This is a genomic window from Marinovum sp. E3 (genome assembly GCF_055755275.1).
This window is the reverse complement of record NZ_CM146908.1, coordinates 1,554,196-1,571,106: the sequence shown is the minus strand read 5'-3', so window position 1 is coordinate 1,571,106 and position 16,911 is coordinate 1,554,196. Positions and strand designations below refer to the sequence as shown.

The window sequence follows — 16,911 nt, the reverse complement described above, 5'->3', positions numbered from 1 at the left end:
CCGCCGGTGTTCCGGCGGGCTTTTTTGCGGCGGCCGCCTGGGGATTGGCGCTGAACCAAAGTTATAGGCGGCAATTTTGCCTCTTTGGTGGATATCTCATGAAACTGTCACAGGCCAATGTCAGGGCAGACCCATGGATATCGGCCTTGTCAGAGGAAGCCCCCATGACCCACAGCCCAGGTTCGGCCTGCCCCTCCGTCACCGCCGTCCGCTGCTGCGATCCGGTGCAGCTTGGCCTGCGCTGGGCCCTGGCAGTCAGCTATCTCACCGCCATCGTGACGCCAGAGGGGGGCGCGGCCCATGTCTGGGCCGGCGCGATGCTTGGCCTCTGTCTTGTCCTGCGGCTGCTCTGGGGTGTGATCGGCCCGCAGAGCGCGGCGCTTGGCGCGCTCTGGCCGGGCCGTGCCGAGATCGCATTGCAGCTGTCCGATCTGGCGCGGGGCGAGAAACGCTTCGATCTCGGGCCATCACCCCTCGGCGCGGTGCTCTCGCTTGTCCTGCTGACCATGCTGGCGCTGGTGGTGCTCAGTGGCGCCGCCCTGGCGCTTGGCGGCGCGCGCGGCGGGACGGAGGCGATCCACGAGGCGCTGGCCCTGGGCTTTCACGTGGCGCTGGCGGCCTATCTGGCCGGCGTGGTCTGGGCCAGCCTGCACTACCGGGCCAATCTGGGTCTGACCTTGCTCACCGGTGTCAAACCCCTGCCCGATGACCTATACTGGCACAATGGCCCCGACCACGACGCAGCAACCGCGCACCCTCGCGCTGGCAATCCTGGCGCAACTCCTGAGCGCCGGGTATTTCGTCGGCGACGTCATATATGATCTTCTGACCGAAGAATGGACGGCCCCCGAAGAGGCCGACCTGATCCCCGAAGCGCTGATCACGCTGACGCTGGTGTTGGCGATCTTCTTTCAGGTGCGCTATCTGCGGATGCTCTTGCAGCGCAAGACCGCGCTGGAGCGGCAGGTCAGCATCGCGGCGGGCGAGCTGCATCAGGTGATGCAGCGGCATTTCGAGGCCTGGGCCCTGACGCCGGCCGAAAGCGACGTCGCGCTCTTTACCCTCAAGGGGCTGACCATCCCCGAGATTGCCGGCCATCGCGGCTCGGCCGAGGGGACGGTCAAATCCCAGCTCAATGCGATCTATCGCAAGGCGGGGGTGTCCGGGCGCGGCGCGCTGCTCAGCCTTCTGATCGAGGATCTGATGCGCGCACCGCTGTTGACCGGAACCGGAGCTATTGCCCCAGTGCAATCCCTTCCCGGCGCGGATCGGCCCCTCCCGTCAGAGCCTCACCCAGCGAAATCGCATGCAGGCCTGACGTAAGCCCGCGCGCATTGACCTCGAACCCCATGTCCGCAAGCGCGGTGGTCAGATCGGCGGCCGAGGTGCCCTCTTCGACGTCATAGGTGCCGAAGCGGTTGACCAGATGCGGCATGGCGACGGCCTGCTGCACATCCATGCCCCAATCGAGCACGGCGATGATCGATTGCGCCACATAGCCGATGATCCGGCTGCCGCCCGGGCTGCCGGTAACCAGCACCGGCGCCCCGTCCCGGAGCACGATGGTCGGCGCCATCGAAGAGCGCGGTCGCTTGCCGGGCTCGACCCGGTTGGCGATGGGCATGCCGTCGGAATGGGTGCGGAAGGAGAAATCGGTCAGCTCGTTGTTGAGCAGGAAGCCGCGCACGAAGAGCCGCGAACCGAAGCCGTTTTCGATTGTCGTGGTCATCGACAGCGCATTGCCCTCGGCATCGACGATCGAGATATGCGAGGTCGAAGGCAGTTCGATGCTCTCGTCATCGGCCCAGAGGAAGGCGTGGTCATATTCCGGGGTGCCGGGGCTGACCTCGGGCAGCGCGTCATCGCCTGACAGCAGTTGCGACCGCTCCTCGAGATAAGGCGCGGCAACCAGCCCCTGAACCGGCACCGGAACAAAATCGCTGTCGGCCATGTAGCGGCCCCGGTCGGCGAAGGCGAGCCGCGAGGCATCGCCGATCAGCCGCCAGGCCTCTGGCGACGTCGCGCCAAGGGTGGCAAGATCGTAGTGGTCGAGCATGCCGAGGATCTGCCCCACGGTCAGCGCCCCCGACGACGGCGGCCCCATGCCGCAGACCTCATGCGCGCGATAGGGCACGCAGACCGCCGGGCGCTCCTTGACATGGTAAAGCGCCAGATCGACCGAAGACAGCACGCCGGGATTGCCCTCGGCGCCGCGCACGGTGGCGACGATATCCTCGGCCACCGGCCCGCTGTAGAATGCCTCGCTGCCGCCCTCGGCCATCAGTCGCAGCACCTCGGCATACTCCGGGTTGGCCAGGCTGTCACCTTCGGCAATCGCCTCGCCGTCGGGAAAGAAATAGCGGGCGGTGGCGGGAAAGCGCTGGAGCCGCTCGGCATCGTCGCGCACCAGCCCGGCCAGACGCGGCGAGACGACAAAGCCGTCTTCCGCCAGCTGCGTGGCCCGGTCGAACAGCCCGGCCCAGTTGGACCGGCCCCAGCGGCGATGCGCCTCTTCCATCAGCCGGGGTGTGCCCGGCGTGCCCACCGAAAGCCCGCCGACAACCGCGTCGAAAAATTGCAGCGGTTCGCCGGTCTCGTCCTGAAACAATCGCGGAGTCGCCGCCAGCGGCGCGGTTTCGCGGCCGTCGAGCGTGGTGACTTCGCCGCTCTCGGCGTCGTACCAGACCAGAAAGGCGCCACCGCCCAGCCCCGAGGATTGCGGCTCGACCAGCCCCAGCACGCTCTGCACGGCGACCATGGCGTCGGCGGCGCTGCCGCCGGCGGCCAGCACCTCGGCCCCGGCCTCGACCGCCAGCGGGTTGGCTGCGACCACCATCCACTCCTGCGCCGTGACCGGCATGCCCGCGGCCTTGGCATCCATCGCCGCCTGCGCCTGATCTGACAGCGCCTCGAAGGCAGCGGGCCGGCCGATCTCGGCCTCGGGGGCGACATCGTCGGCGGCCTGCTGCGCCAGCGCCGGCCAGGCGACCAGCGCGGCCAGCGTCATCGTGCCGGAAAAATATCTCATGACGGTATCCTCTCCTCCTGAAATCTACCTCGGAGGGTGCCACCGATCCGGCATCAGGCAAAGCGCCAATTTGCCGGTTGCCCCTTGGGTCACTCTGCGGCAGGCTGACAGCAAACCGGAGCCAGCCGTCATGACGAACCGCATCGCCGTTTACCTGGGACTGGCCATTCTGGCCGCAATCACCGCAGTTTACGTCCTCTCCGGCACCGAGAACTTCCTGTTTCTGGCCAAGAAATTCCTGGAACTCCTGGAGTGGGTCGCCTTCTGGCGCTGAGGCCGGCGATTGACTCTCGGGATCAAATGAGTTTGTTAGCGATAACGGAAATCGGAATCGCCGGGCGGCTCTGGCTGCCCAGTCACTCTGCGCGAAGCTAGGAGAAGATCATGGCTGTTAAAGTTGCCATCAACGGATTTGGACGCATTGGCCGCAACGTTCTGCGCGCCATCATCGAAAGCGACCGCAAGGACATCGACGTCATTGCGATCAACGATCTGGGTCCGGTCGAAACCAATGCGCATCTGCTGCAATTCGACTCTGTGCACGGCCGCTTTCCCGCCGAAGTGACCACCGGCGACGACTGGATCGATGTCGGCCGTGGCAAGATCCGCGTCACCGCCGAGCGCAATCCCGCCGACCTGCCCTGGAAAGACGTCGATGTCGTGCTGGAATGCACCGGCATCTTCACCTCGAAAGAGGCATGCCAGGCGCATCTCGAGAACGGCTCGTCCCGCGTGCTGATCTCGGCCCCGGGCAAGGACGCCGACAAGACCATCGTCTATGGCGTCAACCATGACACGCTGACCGCCGAAGACCTGATCGTTTCGAACGCGTCCTGCACCACCAACTGCCTGTCGCCGGTGGCCAAGGTGCTGAACGACGAGATCGGCATCGCCAAGGGCTTCATGACCACGATCCACAGCTACACCGGCGACCAGCCGACGCTGGACACGATGCACAAGGATCTCTATCGCGCCCGCGCCGCGGCGCTGTCGATGATCCCTACCTCGACCGGTGCCGCCAAGGCCGTGGGTCTGGTGCTGCCCGAGCTGAACGGCAAGCTCGACGGTGTTGCGATCCGCGTCCCCACCCCGAATGTTTCGGTTGTCGATCTGACCTTCGAAGCCGCGCGCGAAACCACGGTCGAGGAGATCAACAACGCGATCCGCGCCGCGGCCGACGGCCCGCTCAAAGGCATCCTCGGCTATACCGACCGTCAGCTGGTGTCCTCGGATTTCAACCACGACCCGCATTCCTCGGTGTTCCACTGCGACCAGACCAAGGTCATGGAGGGCACCATGGTGCGCATCCTGAGCTGGTACGACAATGAATGGGGCTTCTCCAACCGCATGGCCGACACCGCCGTCGCCATGGGCAAGCTGATCTGAGCCCACGCCCGTCGAATTTGAACGAGAGCGCCCCCGCAGACCTGCGGGGGCGTTTCTTTTTGTGGGTCGCTGCGGGGAAAGCCCGTGTTTTCAGCGCCTTCAGCTGCACGCCTCATGCATGGCGGCTTTGTCGCGCCGGGCGTTGTCCGGCCGCCAAACGGGCCCATATCCCTGCTGTAACCGGCGCGAAAGCGTCAGGAACACAGATCGGGAAAGGACAAACCATGACCCATGCAATGACCACCTTGCGCGACCGCCTGCAAAAACACGTTGCCTATCGCCGCACCGCGAAAGAGCTGCGCAGCCTGCCGCATGGCACGGCCCTGGACCTGGGCATCCGTCAGGGCGATGCCGACAAGATCGCGGCGCGGGCGGTCTATGGCGCCTGATGCGCCAGCCCGCACCGCCTGAGAGACCCCGCGCCCCGGCCATCCCGGGGCGTTTTTATTTGCTGAACTTCTCGGTCAGCGCCTTATGCACCGCCGGCGTGACGAATTTGCTGACATCGCCGCCGAGACGGGCGATTTCCTTGACCAGCTTCGACGCGATCGCCTGATGCCGGGCCTCGGCCATCAGAAAGACGGTCTCGATGGAATCGTCGAGCGCCCGGTTCATGCCAACCATCTGGAATTCATATTCGAAATCCGCCACCGCGCGCAGGCCACGCACGATCACCCCGGCGCCGACATCGCGGGCACAGTCGATCAGCAGGTTCTCGAAAGGATGCGCGACGATTTCGGTGCCGGTCTGCTCGGCCAGGTGGCCGCATTCCCGCTCGATCATCGCCACCCGTTCCTCGAGCGTGAACAACGGGCCCTTGTCGCGGTTGATCGCGACGCCGATGACCAGCCTGTCGACCAGGACGGTCGCCCGGCGGATGATATCGATATGGCCTTCGGTGATCGGGTCGAAGGTGCCGGGATAGAGGCCGATGCGCATGAGCAAGTCCGCTTTCGGGTCGTGTCACTTGGCGGATGAATGCCGCGTTGCAGGATGCAGTGTCAAGCGCATCGTCAGAAGTTGCGTGCGATCAGGGCGTTAATGGCCCATGATCATCCCTTCAAGCGCGTCTTTTTCCATCGCCAGTTCTGAGAGGCGCGCCTTGACCACATCCCCCAGGGTGATCAGCCCGACAAGCTCGCCGCCCTCGATCACCGGCATGTGGCGAAAGCGCCCTTCGGTCATCCGCGCCAGTATGGTATCGGCCTTTTCGTCGCGGGTCGCGGTTTCCAGATCGCTGGTCATATAGGCCTCGACCTTTTCAGAGAGGCAGGCGCCGCCGGTCTTGGCGAGTTCCCGAACGATGTCGCGTTCCGACAGGATCCCCATGGCCGTCTTGCCACCATCGGCCGAGACGATCACCGTCCCGATGCGCTTTTCGGCCAGGATTTCCGCCGCTTCCGAGACCAGAGTGCCGGGGGGCACGGTAAAGACAGTTGCATCTGCCTTGGACTTGAGAATCTGCTGGACCAGCATCGCGTGCTCCTTGCCTTGCTTCTTGCGTTCAGCTTTCCCGCAAGTCCTTCGCCTGTCAACCAATCCTAAAGACTTATTCCGCCAAGTGTTCGAGACGGGCCACTTCATCGCGCATTTCCGCCACAAGCGCCGCGGCAAAGCGGTTCATGCGGTCGAGACGCCGGTCATCGGCATGCCGCACCAGATAAAAGGCCCGGGTCAGAGAGATCTCCTGCGCCAGCACCTTGCGCAACTCTGGCGCGAAGGGCAGCGCAAAATCATGCACGATGCCGATCCCCCCGCCCTGGCGCAGCCAGTTGAGCTGGACCGAGACCGAGTTCGACGCCAGGTGCACCTGGTCGAGGCCCAGTTCCGAGAGGTAGTCGAGCTCGCGGTCGAAGATCATGTCGGAGATGTAGCCGACGACTCGGTGCCCCCTGAGATCGCCCGGGGCGGCGATCGGCGGTCTCGACGCCAGATAGGCCTCGGCTGCGGCGATGTGCAGGTGATAATCGGCGATCTTCTGCACGCTGAGCCGCCCGGCGGTGGGCGGACTGACCGAGATCGCCAGATCGGCCTCGCGCTTCGACAGGTTGACGACACGCGGCTGACTGAGGATCTGGATTTCCAGCTCGGGATTGTCGCGCGACAACGCCGCGCAGACCCGGGGCAGCAGGAAGTTGGCGCAGCCGTCCGGCGCCCCGATGCGGATCTGTCCGGTCAGCCCCTCGGTCGCCCCTGCCAGCGCCTCCACGGCCCCCTGGGTGGCCTGTTCGGCCTGTTCCGCATGCGGCAACAACCGCTGGCCCGCATCGGTCAGCGCATAGCCTTGCGGCGATTTGGCAAACAGCGGCTGGCCCAGCCGCTGTTCAAGCCGCGCCACGCGCCGCCCCACCGTCGCCGGATCGATCCGCAGTGCACGGCCTGCCGCTGACAGGCTTTCCTGCCGTGCCACGGCAAGAAAGACACGGAAATCATCCCAAGGGTCCATACGGGCATCCTTTGCAATAATGCAAAACCTCTTTGGCACATTGCGCCTACCCATGGCGAAATTGCAAGACTAAGCTCTGCGCAAAGAACCCCAGGAGGATCCCATGGACGTGATCAAGAATTACATCGACGGCCAGATGGTCGAGAGCAGCTCAAGCCGCACCGCCGACGTGATGAACCCGGCCACCGGCGAAGTTCAGGCGCAGGTCAGGCTCTCCAGCAAGGACGAGCTTGACGCCGCCGTCGCCAAGGCGGCCGAAGCGCAAAAGGCCTGGGGCGCGACCAACCCGCAGCGCCGCGCCCGGGTGATGATGAAATTCGGCCAGCTGATCAACCAGCACATGGACGAGCTGGCCGAGCTGGTCAGCCGCGAACACGGCAAGACCCTGCCCGACGCCAGGGGCGACGTGCAGCGCGGGCTCGAGGTGATCGAGGTCTGCATGGGCGCGCCGCATCTGCTCAAGGGCGAGCACACCAATGACGGCGGCCCCGGCATCGACCTCTATTCCATGCGCCAGCCGCTCGGTGTCGTGGCCGGTATCACGCCCTTCAACTTCCCGGCGATGATCCCGCTGTGGAAGATGGGCCCTGCCCTCGCCTCCGGCAACGCGATGATCCTGAAACCTTCCGAGCGGGTGCCCTCGACCTCGCTGCGCCTCGCCGAGCTGCTGCAAGAGGCCGGCCTGCCCGATGGTGTGCTTCAGGTGGTCAACGGCGACAAGGAGGTCGTCGACGCGATCCTCGACAATGACACCATTGCCGCTGTGGGGTTTGTCGGCTCGACCCCGATCGCGCAATATATCTATGGCCGCGCCTGCTCCAACGGCAAACGCGCCCAGTGCTTTGGCGGCGCCAAGAACCACATGATCATCATGCCCGACGCCGATCTCGACAAGGCGGCCGATGCGCTGGTGGGCGCGGGCTACGGCGCGGCGGGCGAACGCTGCATGGCGATCTCGGTCGCGGTGCCGGTGGGCGCGGAGACTGCCGACCGTCTCGTCGAGAAACTCGTGCCGCGCGTCGAAAAGCTGAAAGTCGGGCCTTATACCGCCGGCGATGACGTCGATTTCGGCCCGGTCATCACCGCCCAGGCCAAGGCACGGATCAACGGGCTGATCGACAGCGGTGTCGAGCAAGGCGCCAAGCTGGTGGTCGACGGCCGCGGCTTTCAATTGCAGGGCTATGAGAACGGCTTCTTCTGCGGGCCGTCGCTGTTTGACAATGTCACCCCCGAAATGGACATCTACCGCGAAGAGATCTTCGGTCCGGTGCTGAGCCAGGTGCGGATGGACAGCTATGAAGACGCGCTGAACCTGATCATCGACAACGACTACGGCAATGGCACCGCGATCTATACCGCCGATGGCGACACCGCGCGCGACTTTGCCCATCGGGTCAATGTCGGCATGGTCGGAATCAACTTTCCGATCCCGGTGCCGCTGTCGTATCACACCTTTGGCGGCTGGAAAAAATCGGCATTCGGCGACCTCAATCAATACGGCCCCGATGCCTTCCGGTTTTACACCAAGACCAAGACCGTTACCGCGCGCTGGTTTTCGGGAATCAAGGAAGGCGGCGAATTCAACTTCAAGGAGATGGATTAATCGCTCAGAGTGATAATTCCAAAAGGGCGGCCTTGCGGTCGCCCTTTTTTTGCATCAAGCGCTTTGGCGGGTCATTGTCCGCCCGATTAATTAACGCATATCGGATACATCATCACAAGACCGTGACGATGGCGTCAAATACCCCCTGCAACCACTCGTTTTTATGGAGTTTCCCGACATGTGCCGTCATGGTGATGGCAAGCTGACCCGCTTTTTCCCCTGATGTTCCTTGGAACACGAAGCTTAATGGCGGCACCGCAAGGTCGGGAGAGGTAAATGCGTTACAAGTTCGATGTCGATCACGACCGGGGTTTATTTCTGCTGCGACTGGACGGGCGGATCGGCGCACAGGACATGGCTGATTTGTTCCAGGAACTCGCGGCCAGTCCCGATCGAAAGCCGGATCAGAATGTCTTTTGCGACCTGACCGGATTGGAAAGTGCCGATCTCAGCTTTACCCAGGTGATGAGCCTGACGCGTTCGCGCACCGGCTTCTATGAGCAGGCCAAAGAGGTTCGGGTGGCCATCCTGGCCCCGAACGACATCGGCTTCGGCACCGCGCGGATGTATCTGGCGCTCATGCAGGGCTTTGACGGGATCACGGCGGATGTGTTCCGCGACCGCGCCGAAGCGGCAAGATTTCTCGCCGTGGCGCCCGAAACGCTGCGGGTTCCCTGACGGCGCCGGGTGCTTAATATTGCGCGCTGCCAGCAGGTTATGGCAGGCTCGTCGCAATGCGCAGCAGCCGGGCGAAGGGACCGACGCAATGGCCACACCCGAGTTCACCATCGGCATCGAAGAGGAATACCTGCTGGTCGACCGCGACAGCCTCGCCCTGGTCGAGGTGCCCGACGACATGATGGCCGATTGCAAGCAGGCGCTGGCCGATCAGGTGAGCCCGGAGTACATGCAGTGCCAGATCGAGATCGGCACCGGCGTCTGCGAGGACGTCGGCCAGGCCCGCGATGACCTGCGTCACCTGCGCCGGACGATTGCCGATTGCGCCGCCAGGCACAACGCCGCGCCGATTGCCGCCTCATGCCACCCCTTCGCCGACTGGAAAAACCAGCACCACACCGACAAGGAACGCTACAACCGGATCCGCCAGGATCTGGGCGGAGTGATGCGACGGATGCTGATCTGCGGGATGCATGTGCATGTCGGCCTGAACGACGACCCGCTGCGGGCCGACCTGCTGCGTCAGCTCAGCTATTTTCTGCCGCATCTCCTGGCGCTGTCCACCTCTTCGCCGTTCTGGCAGGGCGAGGACACCGGATTGAGTTCTTACCGCCTGTCGGTTTTCGACAATCTTCCGCGCACCGGCCTGCCGCCGCAGCTCAGCTCCTGGGACGAATACGAACGTTCCGTCAAGGCGCTGGTCGATCTTGGGCTGATCGAGGACAGCACCAAGATCTGGTGGGATCTGCGCCCCAGCCACAGCTTTCCCACGCTCGAGACGCGGATTTGTGATGTCTGCCCGCGGATGGAAGACACGCTGGCGGTGGCGGCGGTGATCCAATGCCTGCACCGCATGTTGTGGCGCCTGCGCACCCGCAACCAGCGCTGGCGGATCTACGACCGCTTCCTGATCTCGGAAAACCGCTGGCGGGCCCAGCGCTATGGCATCGAGGAAGGATTGATCGATTTCGGCCGGGGCGAGATCGTACCGATGGACGAGCTGACCAACGAATTGATCGGCCTGTTGCACGAGGACGCCGAGGCGCTGAACTGTGTCGAAGAGCTGATGCACCTGCGCACCATCCTCGACCGCGGCACCTCTGCAATGCGCCAGCGCGCGGTTCGTGTCGCGGCCGAGGCCGCCGGCGCTGATCATGACACCCAGATGCGCGCGGTGGTCAGCCATCTGATCGAGGATTTTCAGGCCGACCTGTGAAAGAAACCGATCTCTACCCCCATGTGAAGGCGCTGCTTGTGGCGCAGGGCTATGACGTGAAAGCCGAGATCGGCGCCGCCGACGTCGTGGCCCTGCGCCCCGGCGAGGACGAACCGGTGATCGTCGAGCTGAAGACCGGCTTTGCGCTGACCCTGTTTCATCAGGCCGTGGCGCGGCAGGCGATGACGGATTTTGTCTATGTCGCGGTGCCGCGCCTGCCCGGCAAGCGGTTCCTGCGGGCGCTCAAGGACAACAAGACCCTGTGCCGCCGGCTCGGGCTCGGTCTGATCACCGTGCGGCTGAGCGATGGCCATACCGAGGTCCACCTCGACCCCGCGCCTTATGCGCCGCGCAAGGTCAAGGCGCGCAAGTCCCGGCTGTTGCGCGAATTTGCCCGCCGCGAGGGCGACCCGAACCTCGGCGGTGCCGCGCGCAGTGGCCCGCTGGTCACCGCCTATCGGCAGGACGCGGTCAAGATCGCCCTGCATCTGCGGCGCCATGGCGCCTCGAAATGTGCCGAGATCCGCGCGGTCACCGGCGTCACCACAGCCACCCGCATCATGGCCGACGACCATTATGGCTGGTTCGAGCGGGTCACGCGCGGCGTCTATCAGCTTACCCCGCGCGGGACCGAGGCGATGGGCAACGGCGACGACACCGAGTTGTGACGTATTGGCCTGCATGGGCCGCGCCGCGATGCCCGCCCTGCCATCTTTTTGACCTGTTCCCCGACCTGCCCGGCCCCGACTGGCCAAAAAGTTTCTTGCAAACTGCCCCATATCTCCGCGATAATTGAACAGGCATTCAATTCACGGCAAGGGGGAGCGCCGCGACATGGACTTTGCACTCACCGAGGAACAGACCGCCATTTTCGACATGGCACATGCGTTCGGGCAGGAGCATATCGAGCCCCATGCCCGGCAATGGGAGGCCGAGGGCTCGATTCCCAAGGATCTCTGGCCGCGGATCGGCGAGCTGGGCCTGGGCGGGCTCTACGTCTCCGAAGAGAGCGGCGGCTCGGGCCTGTCGCGGCTCGACGCGACGCTGGTCTTCGAGGCGCTGAGTATGGCCTGCCCCTCGGTGGCGGCCTTCCTGTCGATCCACAACATGTGCGCCAAGATGATCGACAGCTTCGGCTCCGACGATCTCAAGGCGCGGGTGCTGCCCAAGGCGGTGTCGATGGAGACGGTGTTCTCATACTGCCTGACCGAGCCGGGCTCGGGCTCTGACGCCGCCGGGCTCAAGACCCGCGCCGCCAAGACCAACGAAGGCTATCGTCTGACCGGCACCAAGGCTTTCATCTCGGGCGGCGGCTATTCCGACGCCTATATCGTGATGTGCCGCACCGGCGATGACAGCCCGCGCGGCATCTCGGCGATGATCGTCGAAGACGGCACAGAGGGGCTGAGCTTTGGCGGGCTCGAAGACAAGATGGGCTGGAAGAGCCAGCCGACCCGCCAGGTGCAGCTCGACGATTGTCTGGTGCCGGCCGAGAACCTGCTGGGCGCGGAAGGCAGTGGCTTCAAATACGCCATGGCCGGGCTCGACGGCGGGCGGCTCAATATCTCGGCCTGTTCGCTGGGCGCGGCGCAGAGCGGGCTGAACCTGACGCTGGACTACATGGGCGAGCGCAAGGCCTTTGGCCAGCCGATCGACCAGTTCCAGGCATTGCAGTTCCGCCTGGCAGACATGGAGATCAACCTACAGGCCGCCCGTGTCTTTCTGCGGCAGGCAGCCTGGAAACTGGATTCCGGCGCGCCTGATGCCACCCCGGCCTGCGCCATGGCGAAAAAATTTGTGACCGAGACCGGAAGCCAGGTTGTGGATCAGTGCCTTCAACTGCACGGTGGCTATGGCTATCTCGCCGATTACGGGATCGAAAAACTGGTACGCGATCTGCGCGTGCATCAGATCCTCGAAGGCACAAATGAAATCATGCGCGTGATCGTCGCGCGCCACCTGCTGAAGAACAGATGACCGATATCTCGATACGCAAGACCGGCCGCGCCGGCCGCATCACCCTCAGCCGCCCCGAGGCGCTCAACGCGCTGACGCATGACATGTGCCTGGCGATCGACGCCGCGCTCCGGGAGTGGGCCGCCGACACCGATGTCGCAATGCTGATCATCGATGCCGAGGGCGAAAAGGCGTTCTGCGCCGGTGGCGATATCGCCGAAATGTATGCCAGTGGGTTGCGCGGCGACTATGAATATGGCCGGCGGTTCTGGCGCGACGAATACCGGATGAATGCCCGGCTGTTCCAGTTTCCCAAGCCTGTGGCGAGCTTCATGCAGGGCTTCACCATGGGCGGCGGCGTCGGCGTATCCTGTCACGGCTCGCACCGGATCGTGGCGGAAAGCTCGCGCATCGCCATGCCGGAATGCGGCATCGGTCTGGTGCCGGACGTGGGCGGCAGCCTGCTGCTGGCGCAGGCGCCGGGGCGGCTTGGGGAATACCTCGGTCTCACCGGCGCACGCATGGGCCCCGGCGATGCGATCCACGCCGGATTTGCCGATTGCTACATTCCCGAGGCCGACTGGCCGGCGCTGATCGAGGTGCTGGAACGCACCGGCGAATGGACCATGATCGACCGCTCCTGTGTGACCCCGCCGGAAAGCCGGCTGGCCGCGCTCCAGCCCGAGATCGACGCCACCTTCGGCGGCGAAACCCTGCTGGACGTGGTCAATGCGCTGGATCACCACGACAGCGCATTTGCCACCGAGACGCTGAAGATGCTCGAACGCAACTGCCCGCTTTCGATGGGCGCGACGCTCGAGATGGTGCACCGGCTGCGCGGCCCCGGTGGCGACATCCGCCGCGCGCTCGAGACCGAATACCGCTTTTCCGCCCGTGCGATGGAACATGGCGACTTTCTCGAAGGCATTCGCGCGGCGATCATCGACAAGGACAAGAGCCCGAAGTGGAGCGACGATCTGCGCGGGCTGAAACCGCCGCGGGTCACGCAGATGCTGCAACCGCTGGGCAAGGACGGGCTGACATTCGGGGAGGATGCAAAATGAAGATCGGGTTTATCGGATTGGGCAACATGGGCGGGCCAATGGCCGCCAATCTGGCCAAGGCCGGCCATGAGGTCACGGGCTTCGACACTGCCGACGTCGAGATCGAGGGCGTGGCGAAGGCCGGCTCTGCCACCGAGGTGGCAAGCGGCGCGCAGGTGGTCATCACCATGCTGCCCAATGGCGCGATCCTGCGCGCCGTCGCCGATGAAATCATTCCGGCGATGGAAAAAGGCGCGGTCTTCCTCGATTGCTCGACCGTCGATGTGGAAAGCGCCCGCGTCGTGGCCGAACAGGCCCAGGCCGCCGGGCTCGAGCCGCTCGACGCGCCGGTTTCCGGCGGAGTCACCGGGGCGGCGGCGGGCACGCTGACCTTCATGGTGGGCGGCTCCGACATGGGCTTTGCCGCCGTGAAAGAGCTGTTTGACGTGATGGGCCAGAAAGCAGTGCTCTGCGGCCCCTCGGGCAATGGTCAGGCGGCCAAGATCTGCAACAACATGATCCTCGGTGTCACCATGATCGCCACCTGCGAGGCCTTTGCCCTGGCCGACAAGCTGGGCCTCGACCGGCAGGCGATGTTCGACGTGGTCTCGACCTCATCGGGGTACAGCTGGTCGATGAACGCCTATTGCCCGGCCCCCGGCATCGGCCCGAAAAGCCCCGCCGACAACGGCTATCAGCCCGGCTTCGCGGCCGAATTGATGCTGAAGGATCTGCGACTGGCCCAGCAGGCGGCGGAAGCCGCGGATGCGGACACGCCCATGGGTCAGGCAGCGCGCGATCTCTATGCGCAATTCGTCGAAAACGAGGACGGGTCGGGCCGAGATTTCTCGGCCATGTTGCCCCGGTTCGAAACCCGGAGCCGTGGCTGAGGAACCGGGCGCAAAGCTGGCGCGTTGACGTTGCAGTTCATACTGCGAGGAACGCCATGACCCGCTTCATCTCTCCGTTCGCCCTTGCCGCCGCGCTTTCGCTGCCCTTCGCCGCCGAGGCGGCCCCGACCCAGATGCCCCGGCCGGATGTTCAGGCCAATGCCGTGGCGGGTGCCGACCTGTTGCTCGTCAAGGACAAAGACAAGAAGAAGGGCAAGAAAAAGGCCAAGCTGAAAAAGAAGAAGAAAAAGGACAAGTCGAAAGACAAGGGCAAGGTCAAAGCCAAGATCGACATCAAGGACGACAAGGCCAAGATCGAGATCAAGGATGGCAAGGACACAGATGAGATTGAACAGCCCCATTTTTCGATTTTGTGCTATTCTTGAGGCGCGGGTGACCACGTGGCGAAGGACGGGACGTGAGGTTCAAGTCCCGTCACGCAGCCTTGTCATAGTCGTTCCTCGGGTGTGGCGCCCGCACCCTTCCGCGGCTTCTTCTTTCGCCAGCCCTCCATCATGCGGCGATAGGCGATTTCTGACAGTTCGGCGCCTGCGCGGTCGGCACGCCGGCGATGTGGCAGATTGTAGTCTGCCGTGGCGCCCTTTTTTCCGCGTTCAGAAGGCATCCCGGCAGCGAGTTCCATGGACCGGCGCTTGCGCGCCATGAGAGCCGGGCTCGCCCAGGTATAGTCCTCACGTTTGGTCAGCAGGTGCCAGATGAGGACCGCCAGTTTGCGCGCGACGGCCACAGCGGCAATGTGATTGCCGCGGCGGGCGCGGACGCGCTCGTAGAAGGCGCGCAGAGGGCCGGGCGAACGGACGGTCTGCCAGGCAGCCTCGACCAGCAGGAAGCGCGCGTGAGAGCGCCCGCGCTTGGTGATACGGCCATGACGGGCAGGTCCATCCCCGGACTGAAAGACGCTGGGATTGAGACCGATATAGGCCACAAGCGCGTCGGGTGAGCCAAACCGATCAATCCGGCCGATGGCCGCCATCACGCCGACTGCCACGATCATGTCGATGCCCGGGATCGTCATCAACCGTTGGACGTTTTCGTCCGCCAGCGCCGCCTGGGCGATGTCTTTTTCAATGTCTTTCAGCGCGATTGTGAGTCGGTCGTGCTCGGCGATATGGCGCTCCACTGCGGAGCGCTCATCGTCTGGCAACACTTGCGCGCGCAGCCAAGCGCGCCCCTTGCCGCCGAAGATATCGGCATGGGGGCACCGCGGGACAAGATGCGCATGCAAGATTGAGTGAACGAAGCCCTTCAGCCGGACACGCTGTTTCACGAGCTGGCTGCGGCGCGCCACCTGCCGGCGCCGCGCCAGCGTCGCCTCGTCCGGGATCCACACTTCGGGTAGAAAACCCGCGGCGTAGAGTTTTGCCAGAACGCCCGCATCAATCTTGTCTGTCTTGGTCTTGGCCTTCGCGATCAGATGCACCTGCAGCGGGTTGGCTACCGCAACCCGTGCCACATGCGGCGACAGAAGGTCGACCACCGCTACCGTATTGCCGGTCGATTCCAGCACGACGTGGTCCGCGGCCTCCAATTCTGCCGCGAAGGCCCTAAGTTTGTCGCGTGTCATCTCTACTCGGCCCAGATGGGTCAGCGCGGTACCTTCCAGCGCCACCACTTCGGCAAAGTCCCGATGAATGTCCATTCCTATGATCCGCATACTCCCTCCACTTCAAAAGCATTCACGTCGTGGGAGCAGGCGGGCACGCGGCAACTACAGATCCGTGCTCTCGGCACATCCGGGCAAGCCGCAGGGGCGACCAGATAAAGCTTCGGGCTCGCAGCCCATGTCTCAAGCTCGGTCTGCCCGCACTTTCGTGCTCCCGGCGCCCCAAATCCCGGATGGTGCTACCCTATCTCCGATCTGCACAGACTGGCAGGGTTTCGAAGCGCCGATTCTATCATGCCGGATAAAGCCAAGATCGAGGTCAAGGACGGCAAGTCCAAGGTCGAGATCGATGGCGACGCCGATTTTGCTCGTCGCGCGCTGTCGCGGATCGCCGGGCTGGGCGTGCCGCTGGCGGTGCTTGGCACCTCGGGGCTCAGCGACATTCTGATCGATTGCCCACCGGGGCTGGCCGGGAAAGACGTGCCCTGCGTGCCGCCCGGACAGGCGAAAAAATCCGTTACCGCCGAGGATTGGGCCAGCCGCAACGACGAGGACGTGCACCTGCACCTGATCGAACGCCAGCGCGACATCGACCGCGAGATCGAACGGGAATATGACCTCGATATCGAGGTCGAGGACGGCGCCGACCTCGACCCGTTCGTCAATGATTTCGCCCTGACGCAAGAGCGGATCGTCGAGATTTTTGCGCTCGACCCGGCTCCCGAAGATCATGCCTATATCATCATCGACGGCCAGCCGGTGCTTCTCGACATGGAGAATTATCGCCGCATCCGCCTGCTGCGCGGGTTGCAGGACGTGCAGGTGTTCGATGTCGAGGATCTCGACCTGACGTCATTGGCGGGGCATGACCGGCTGCTGGCAACCTATGACCTGCCCGAACCCGAGCCCGATCATTATTACGCCGCCGTCGATGGCGAAGTGCTGCTGATGCCGCTGCGCGCCTACGAGATGATCCAGCTGCTGCGGATCGCCGCCATCGCGCCCTCGTCCCTTGTCGCCCAAGGCGGCTGAACGGCGCGG

At 64.2% G+C, this 16,911-nt stretch carries 19 protein-coding genes; 14 read left to right on the top strand and 5 right to left on the bottom strand.

The genetic code is table 11. The features are described from left to right. Positions 1 to 164 precede the first annotated feature (164 nt). Together AC0J5K_RS07660 and AC0J5K_RS07655 are read left to right on the top strand one after the other, a co-directional pair. Positions 165 to 821, top strand: a complete 657-nt coding sequence (locus AC0J5K_RS07660; RefSeq protein WP_274564527.1) for a cytochrome b/b6 domain-containing protein — start codon at positions 165 to 167, stop codon at positions 819 to 821. After that, positions 724 to 1,323, top strand: coding sequence for a helix-turn-helix transcriptional regulator (locus tag AC0J5K_RS07655; RefSeq protein ID WP_074835776.1), 600 nt, complete (start codon positions 724 to 726; stop codon positions 1,321 to 1,323). Before AC0J5K_RS07660 ends, AC0J5K_RS07655 begins: the two co-directional genes overlap by 98 nt. On the opposite strand, the gene ggt is transcribed toward AC0J5K_RS07655, so the two are convergent. Next, the gene (gene ggt, locus AC0J5K_RS07650; RefSeq protein WP_274564520.1) at positions 1,235 to 3,028 is read right to left on the bottom strand and encodes a gamma-glutamyltransferase; all 1,794 of its coding nucleotides are present in this window, start codon (positions 3,026 to 3,028) and stop codon (positions 1,235 to 1,237) included. The genes AC0J5K_RS07655 and ggt overlap by 89 nt on opposite strands. A 130-nt stretch (positions 3,029 to 3,158) precedes the next feature. Here ggt and AC0J5K_RS07645 point away from each other — a divergent pair, with 130 nt between their 5' ends. The 3 genes from AC0J5K_RS07645 (at position 3,159) to AC0J5K_RS07635 (ending at position 4,803) form a co-directional block, all read left to right on the top strand. Continuing rightward, on the top strand, positions 3,159 to 3,302 hold the full coding sequence (locus tag AC0J5K_RS07645) for a hypothetical protein (protein ID WP_048533793.1): 144 nt from the start codon (positions 3,159 to 3,161) through the stop codon (positions 3,300 to 3,302). Positions 3,303 to 3,412: 110 nt separating this feature from the next. Further along, the gene (gene gap, locus AC0J5K_RS07640) at positions 3,413 to 4,414 is read left to right on the top strand and encodes a type I glyceraldehyde-3-phosphate dehydrogenase (protein WP_048531947.1); all 1,002 of its coding nucleotides are present in this window, start codon (positions 3,413 to 3,415) and stop codon (positions 4,412 to 4,414) included. Positions 4,415 to 4,638: 224 nt separating this feature from the next. After that, complete coding sequence (locus tag AC0J5K_RS07635; RefSeq protein WP_170850518.1) at positions 4,639 to 4,803, top strand: hypothetical protein; 165 nt, start codon at positions 4,639 to 4,641, stop codon at positions 4,801 to 4,803. 55 nt (positions 4,804 to 4,858) lie between these two features. On the opposite strand, the gene coaD is transcribed toward AC0J5K_RS07635, so the two are convergent. From coaD to AC0J5K_RS07620, 3 genes are all read right to left on the bottom strand, one after another. After that, positions 4,859 to 5,353: a pantetheine-phosphate adenylyltransferase gene (gene coaD / locus AC0J5K_RS07630; protein WP_048531948.1), complete on the bottom strand. Its 495-nt coding sequence runs from the start codon at positions 5,351 to 5,353 to the stop codon at positions 4,859 to 4,861. A gap of 99 nt (positions 5,354 to 5,452) precedes the next feature. Further along, on the bottom strand, positions 5,453 to 5,890 hold the full coding sequence (locus tag AC0J5K_RS07625) for a CBS domain-containing protein (protein ID WP_048531949.1): 438 nt from the start codon (positions 5,888 to 5,890) through the stop codon (positions 5,453 to 5,455). Between the two features lie 73 nt (positions 5,891 to 5,963). Beyond that, positions 5,964 to 6,860: a LysR family transcriptional regulator gene (locus tag AC0J5K_RS07620; RefSeq protein ID WP_274564514.1), complete on the bottom strand. Its 897-nt coding sequence runs from the start codon at positions 6,858 to 6,860 to the stop codon at positions 5,964 to 5,966. 103 nt (positions 6,861 to 6,963) lie between these two features. Here AC0J5K_RS07620 and AC0J5K_RS07615 point away from each other — a divergent pair, with 103 nt between their 5' ends. The 8 genes from AC0J5K_RS07615 (at position 6,964) to AC0J5K_RS07580 (ending at position 14,632) form a co-directional block, all read left to right on the top strand. Beyond that, positions 6,964 to 8,463: a CoA-acylating methylmalonate-semialdehyde dehydrogenase gene (locus AC0J5K_RS07615; protein ID WP_274564513.1), complete on the top strand. Its 1,500-nt coding sequence runs from the start codon at positions 6,964 to 6,966 to the stop codon at positions 8,461 to 8,463. A gap of 276 nt (positions 8,464 to 8,739) precedes the next feature. Continuing rightward, positions 8,740 to 9,141 carry a hypothetical protein gene (locus AC0J5K_RS07610; RefSeq protein ID WP_048531952.1) on the top strand — a complete coding sequence of 134 codons (402 nt, stop codon included), beginning with the start codon at positions 8,740 to 8,742 and terminating at the stop codon, positions 9,139 to 9,141. Between the two features lie 88 nt (positions 9,142 to 9,229). Continuing rightward, positions 9,230 to 10,357, top strand: coding sequence for a carboxylate-amine ligase (locus AC0J5K_RS07605; protein ID WP_048531953.1), 1,128 nt, complete (start codon positions 9,230 to 9,232; stop codon positions 10,355 to 10,357). After that, positions 10,354 to 11,025: a DUF2161 domain-containing phosphodiesterase gene (locus tag AC0J5K_RS07600; RefSeq protein ID WP_274564509.1), complete on the top strand. Its 672-nt coding sequence runs from the start codon at positions 10,354 to 10,356 to the stop codon at positions 11,023 to 11,025. The genes AC0J5K_RS07605 and AC0J5K_RS07600 overlap by 4 nt, the downstream gene beginning before the upstream one ends. 166 nt (positions 11,026 to 11,191) lie before the next feature. After that, entirely contained in the window at positions 11,192 to 12,334 is a 1,143-nt protein-coding gene (locus AC0J5K_RS07595; RefSeq protein WP_274564508.1) for an acyl-CoA dehydrogenase family protein, read from the top strand. Further along, entirely contained in the window at positions 12,331 to 13,377 is a 1,047-nt protein-coding gene (locus AC0J5K_RS07590; protein ID WP_274564507.1) for an enoyl-CoA hydratase/isomerase family protein, read from the top strand. Before AC0J5K_RS07595 ends, AC0J5K_RS07590 begins: the two co-directional genes overlap by 4 nt. Next, positions 13,374 to 14,246, top strand: coding sequence for a 3-hydroxyisobutyrate dehydrogenase (mmsB, locus tag AC0J5K_RS07585; protein WP_074835790.1), 873 nt, complete (start codon positions 13,374 to 13,376; stop codon positions 14,244 to 14,246). The genes AC0J5K_RS07590 and mmsB overlap by 4 nt, the downstream gene beginning before the upstream one ends. Before the next feature lie 56 nt (positions 14,247 to 14,302). Next, entirely contained in the window at positions 14,303 to 14,632 is a 330-nt protein-coding gene (locus tag AC0J5K_RS07580) for a hypothetical protein (RefSeq protein WP_074835791.1), read from the top strand. 62 nt (positions 14,633 to 14,694) lie between these two features. On the opposite strand, the gene AC0J5K_RS07575 is transcribed toward AC0J5K_RS07580, so the two are convergent. Further along, complete coding sequence (locus AC0J5K_RS07575) at positions 14,695 to 15,921, bottom strand: IS110 family RNA-guided transposase (protein WP_274565301.1); 1,227 nt, start codon at positions 15,919 to 15,921, stop codon at positions 14,695 to 14,697. Between the two features lie 243 nt (positions 15,922 to 16,164). Between AC0J5K_RS07575 and AC0J5K_RS07570 the strand changes: the two genes are divergently transcribed. After that, positions 16,165 to 16,902 (top strand): hypothetical protein, encoded by a 738-nt coding sequence (locus AC0J5K_RS07570; protein WP_274564606.1) that lies wholly within the window; start codon positions 16,165 to 16,167, stop codon positions 16,900 to 16,902. The last annotated feature ends 9 nt before the right edge of the window (positions 16,903 to 16,911 follow it).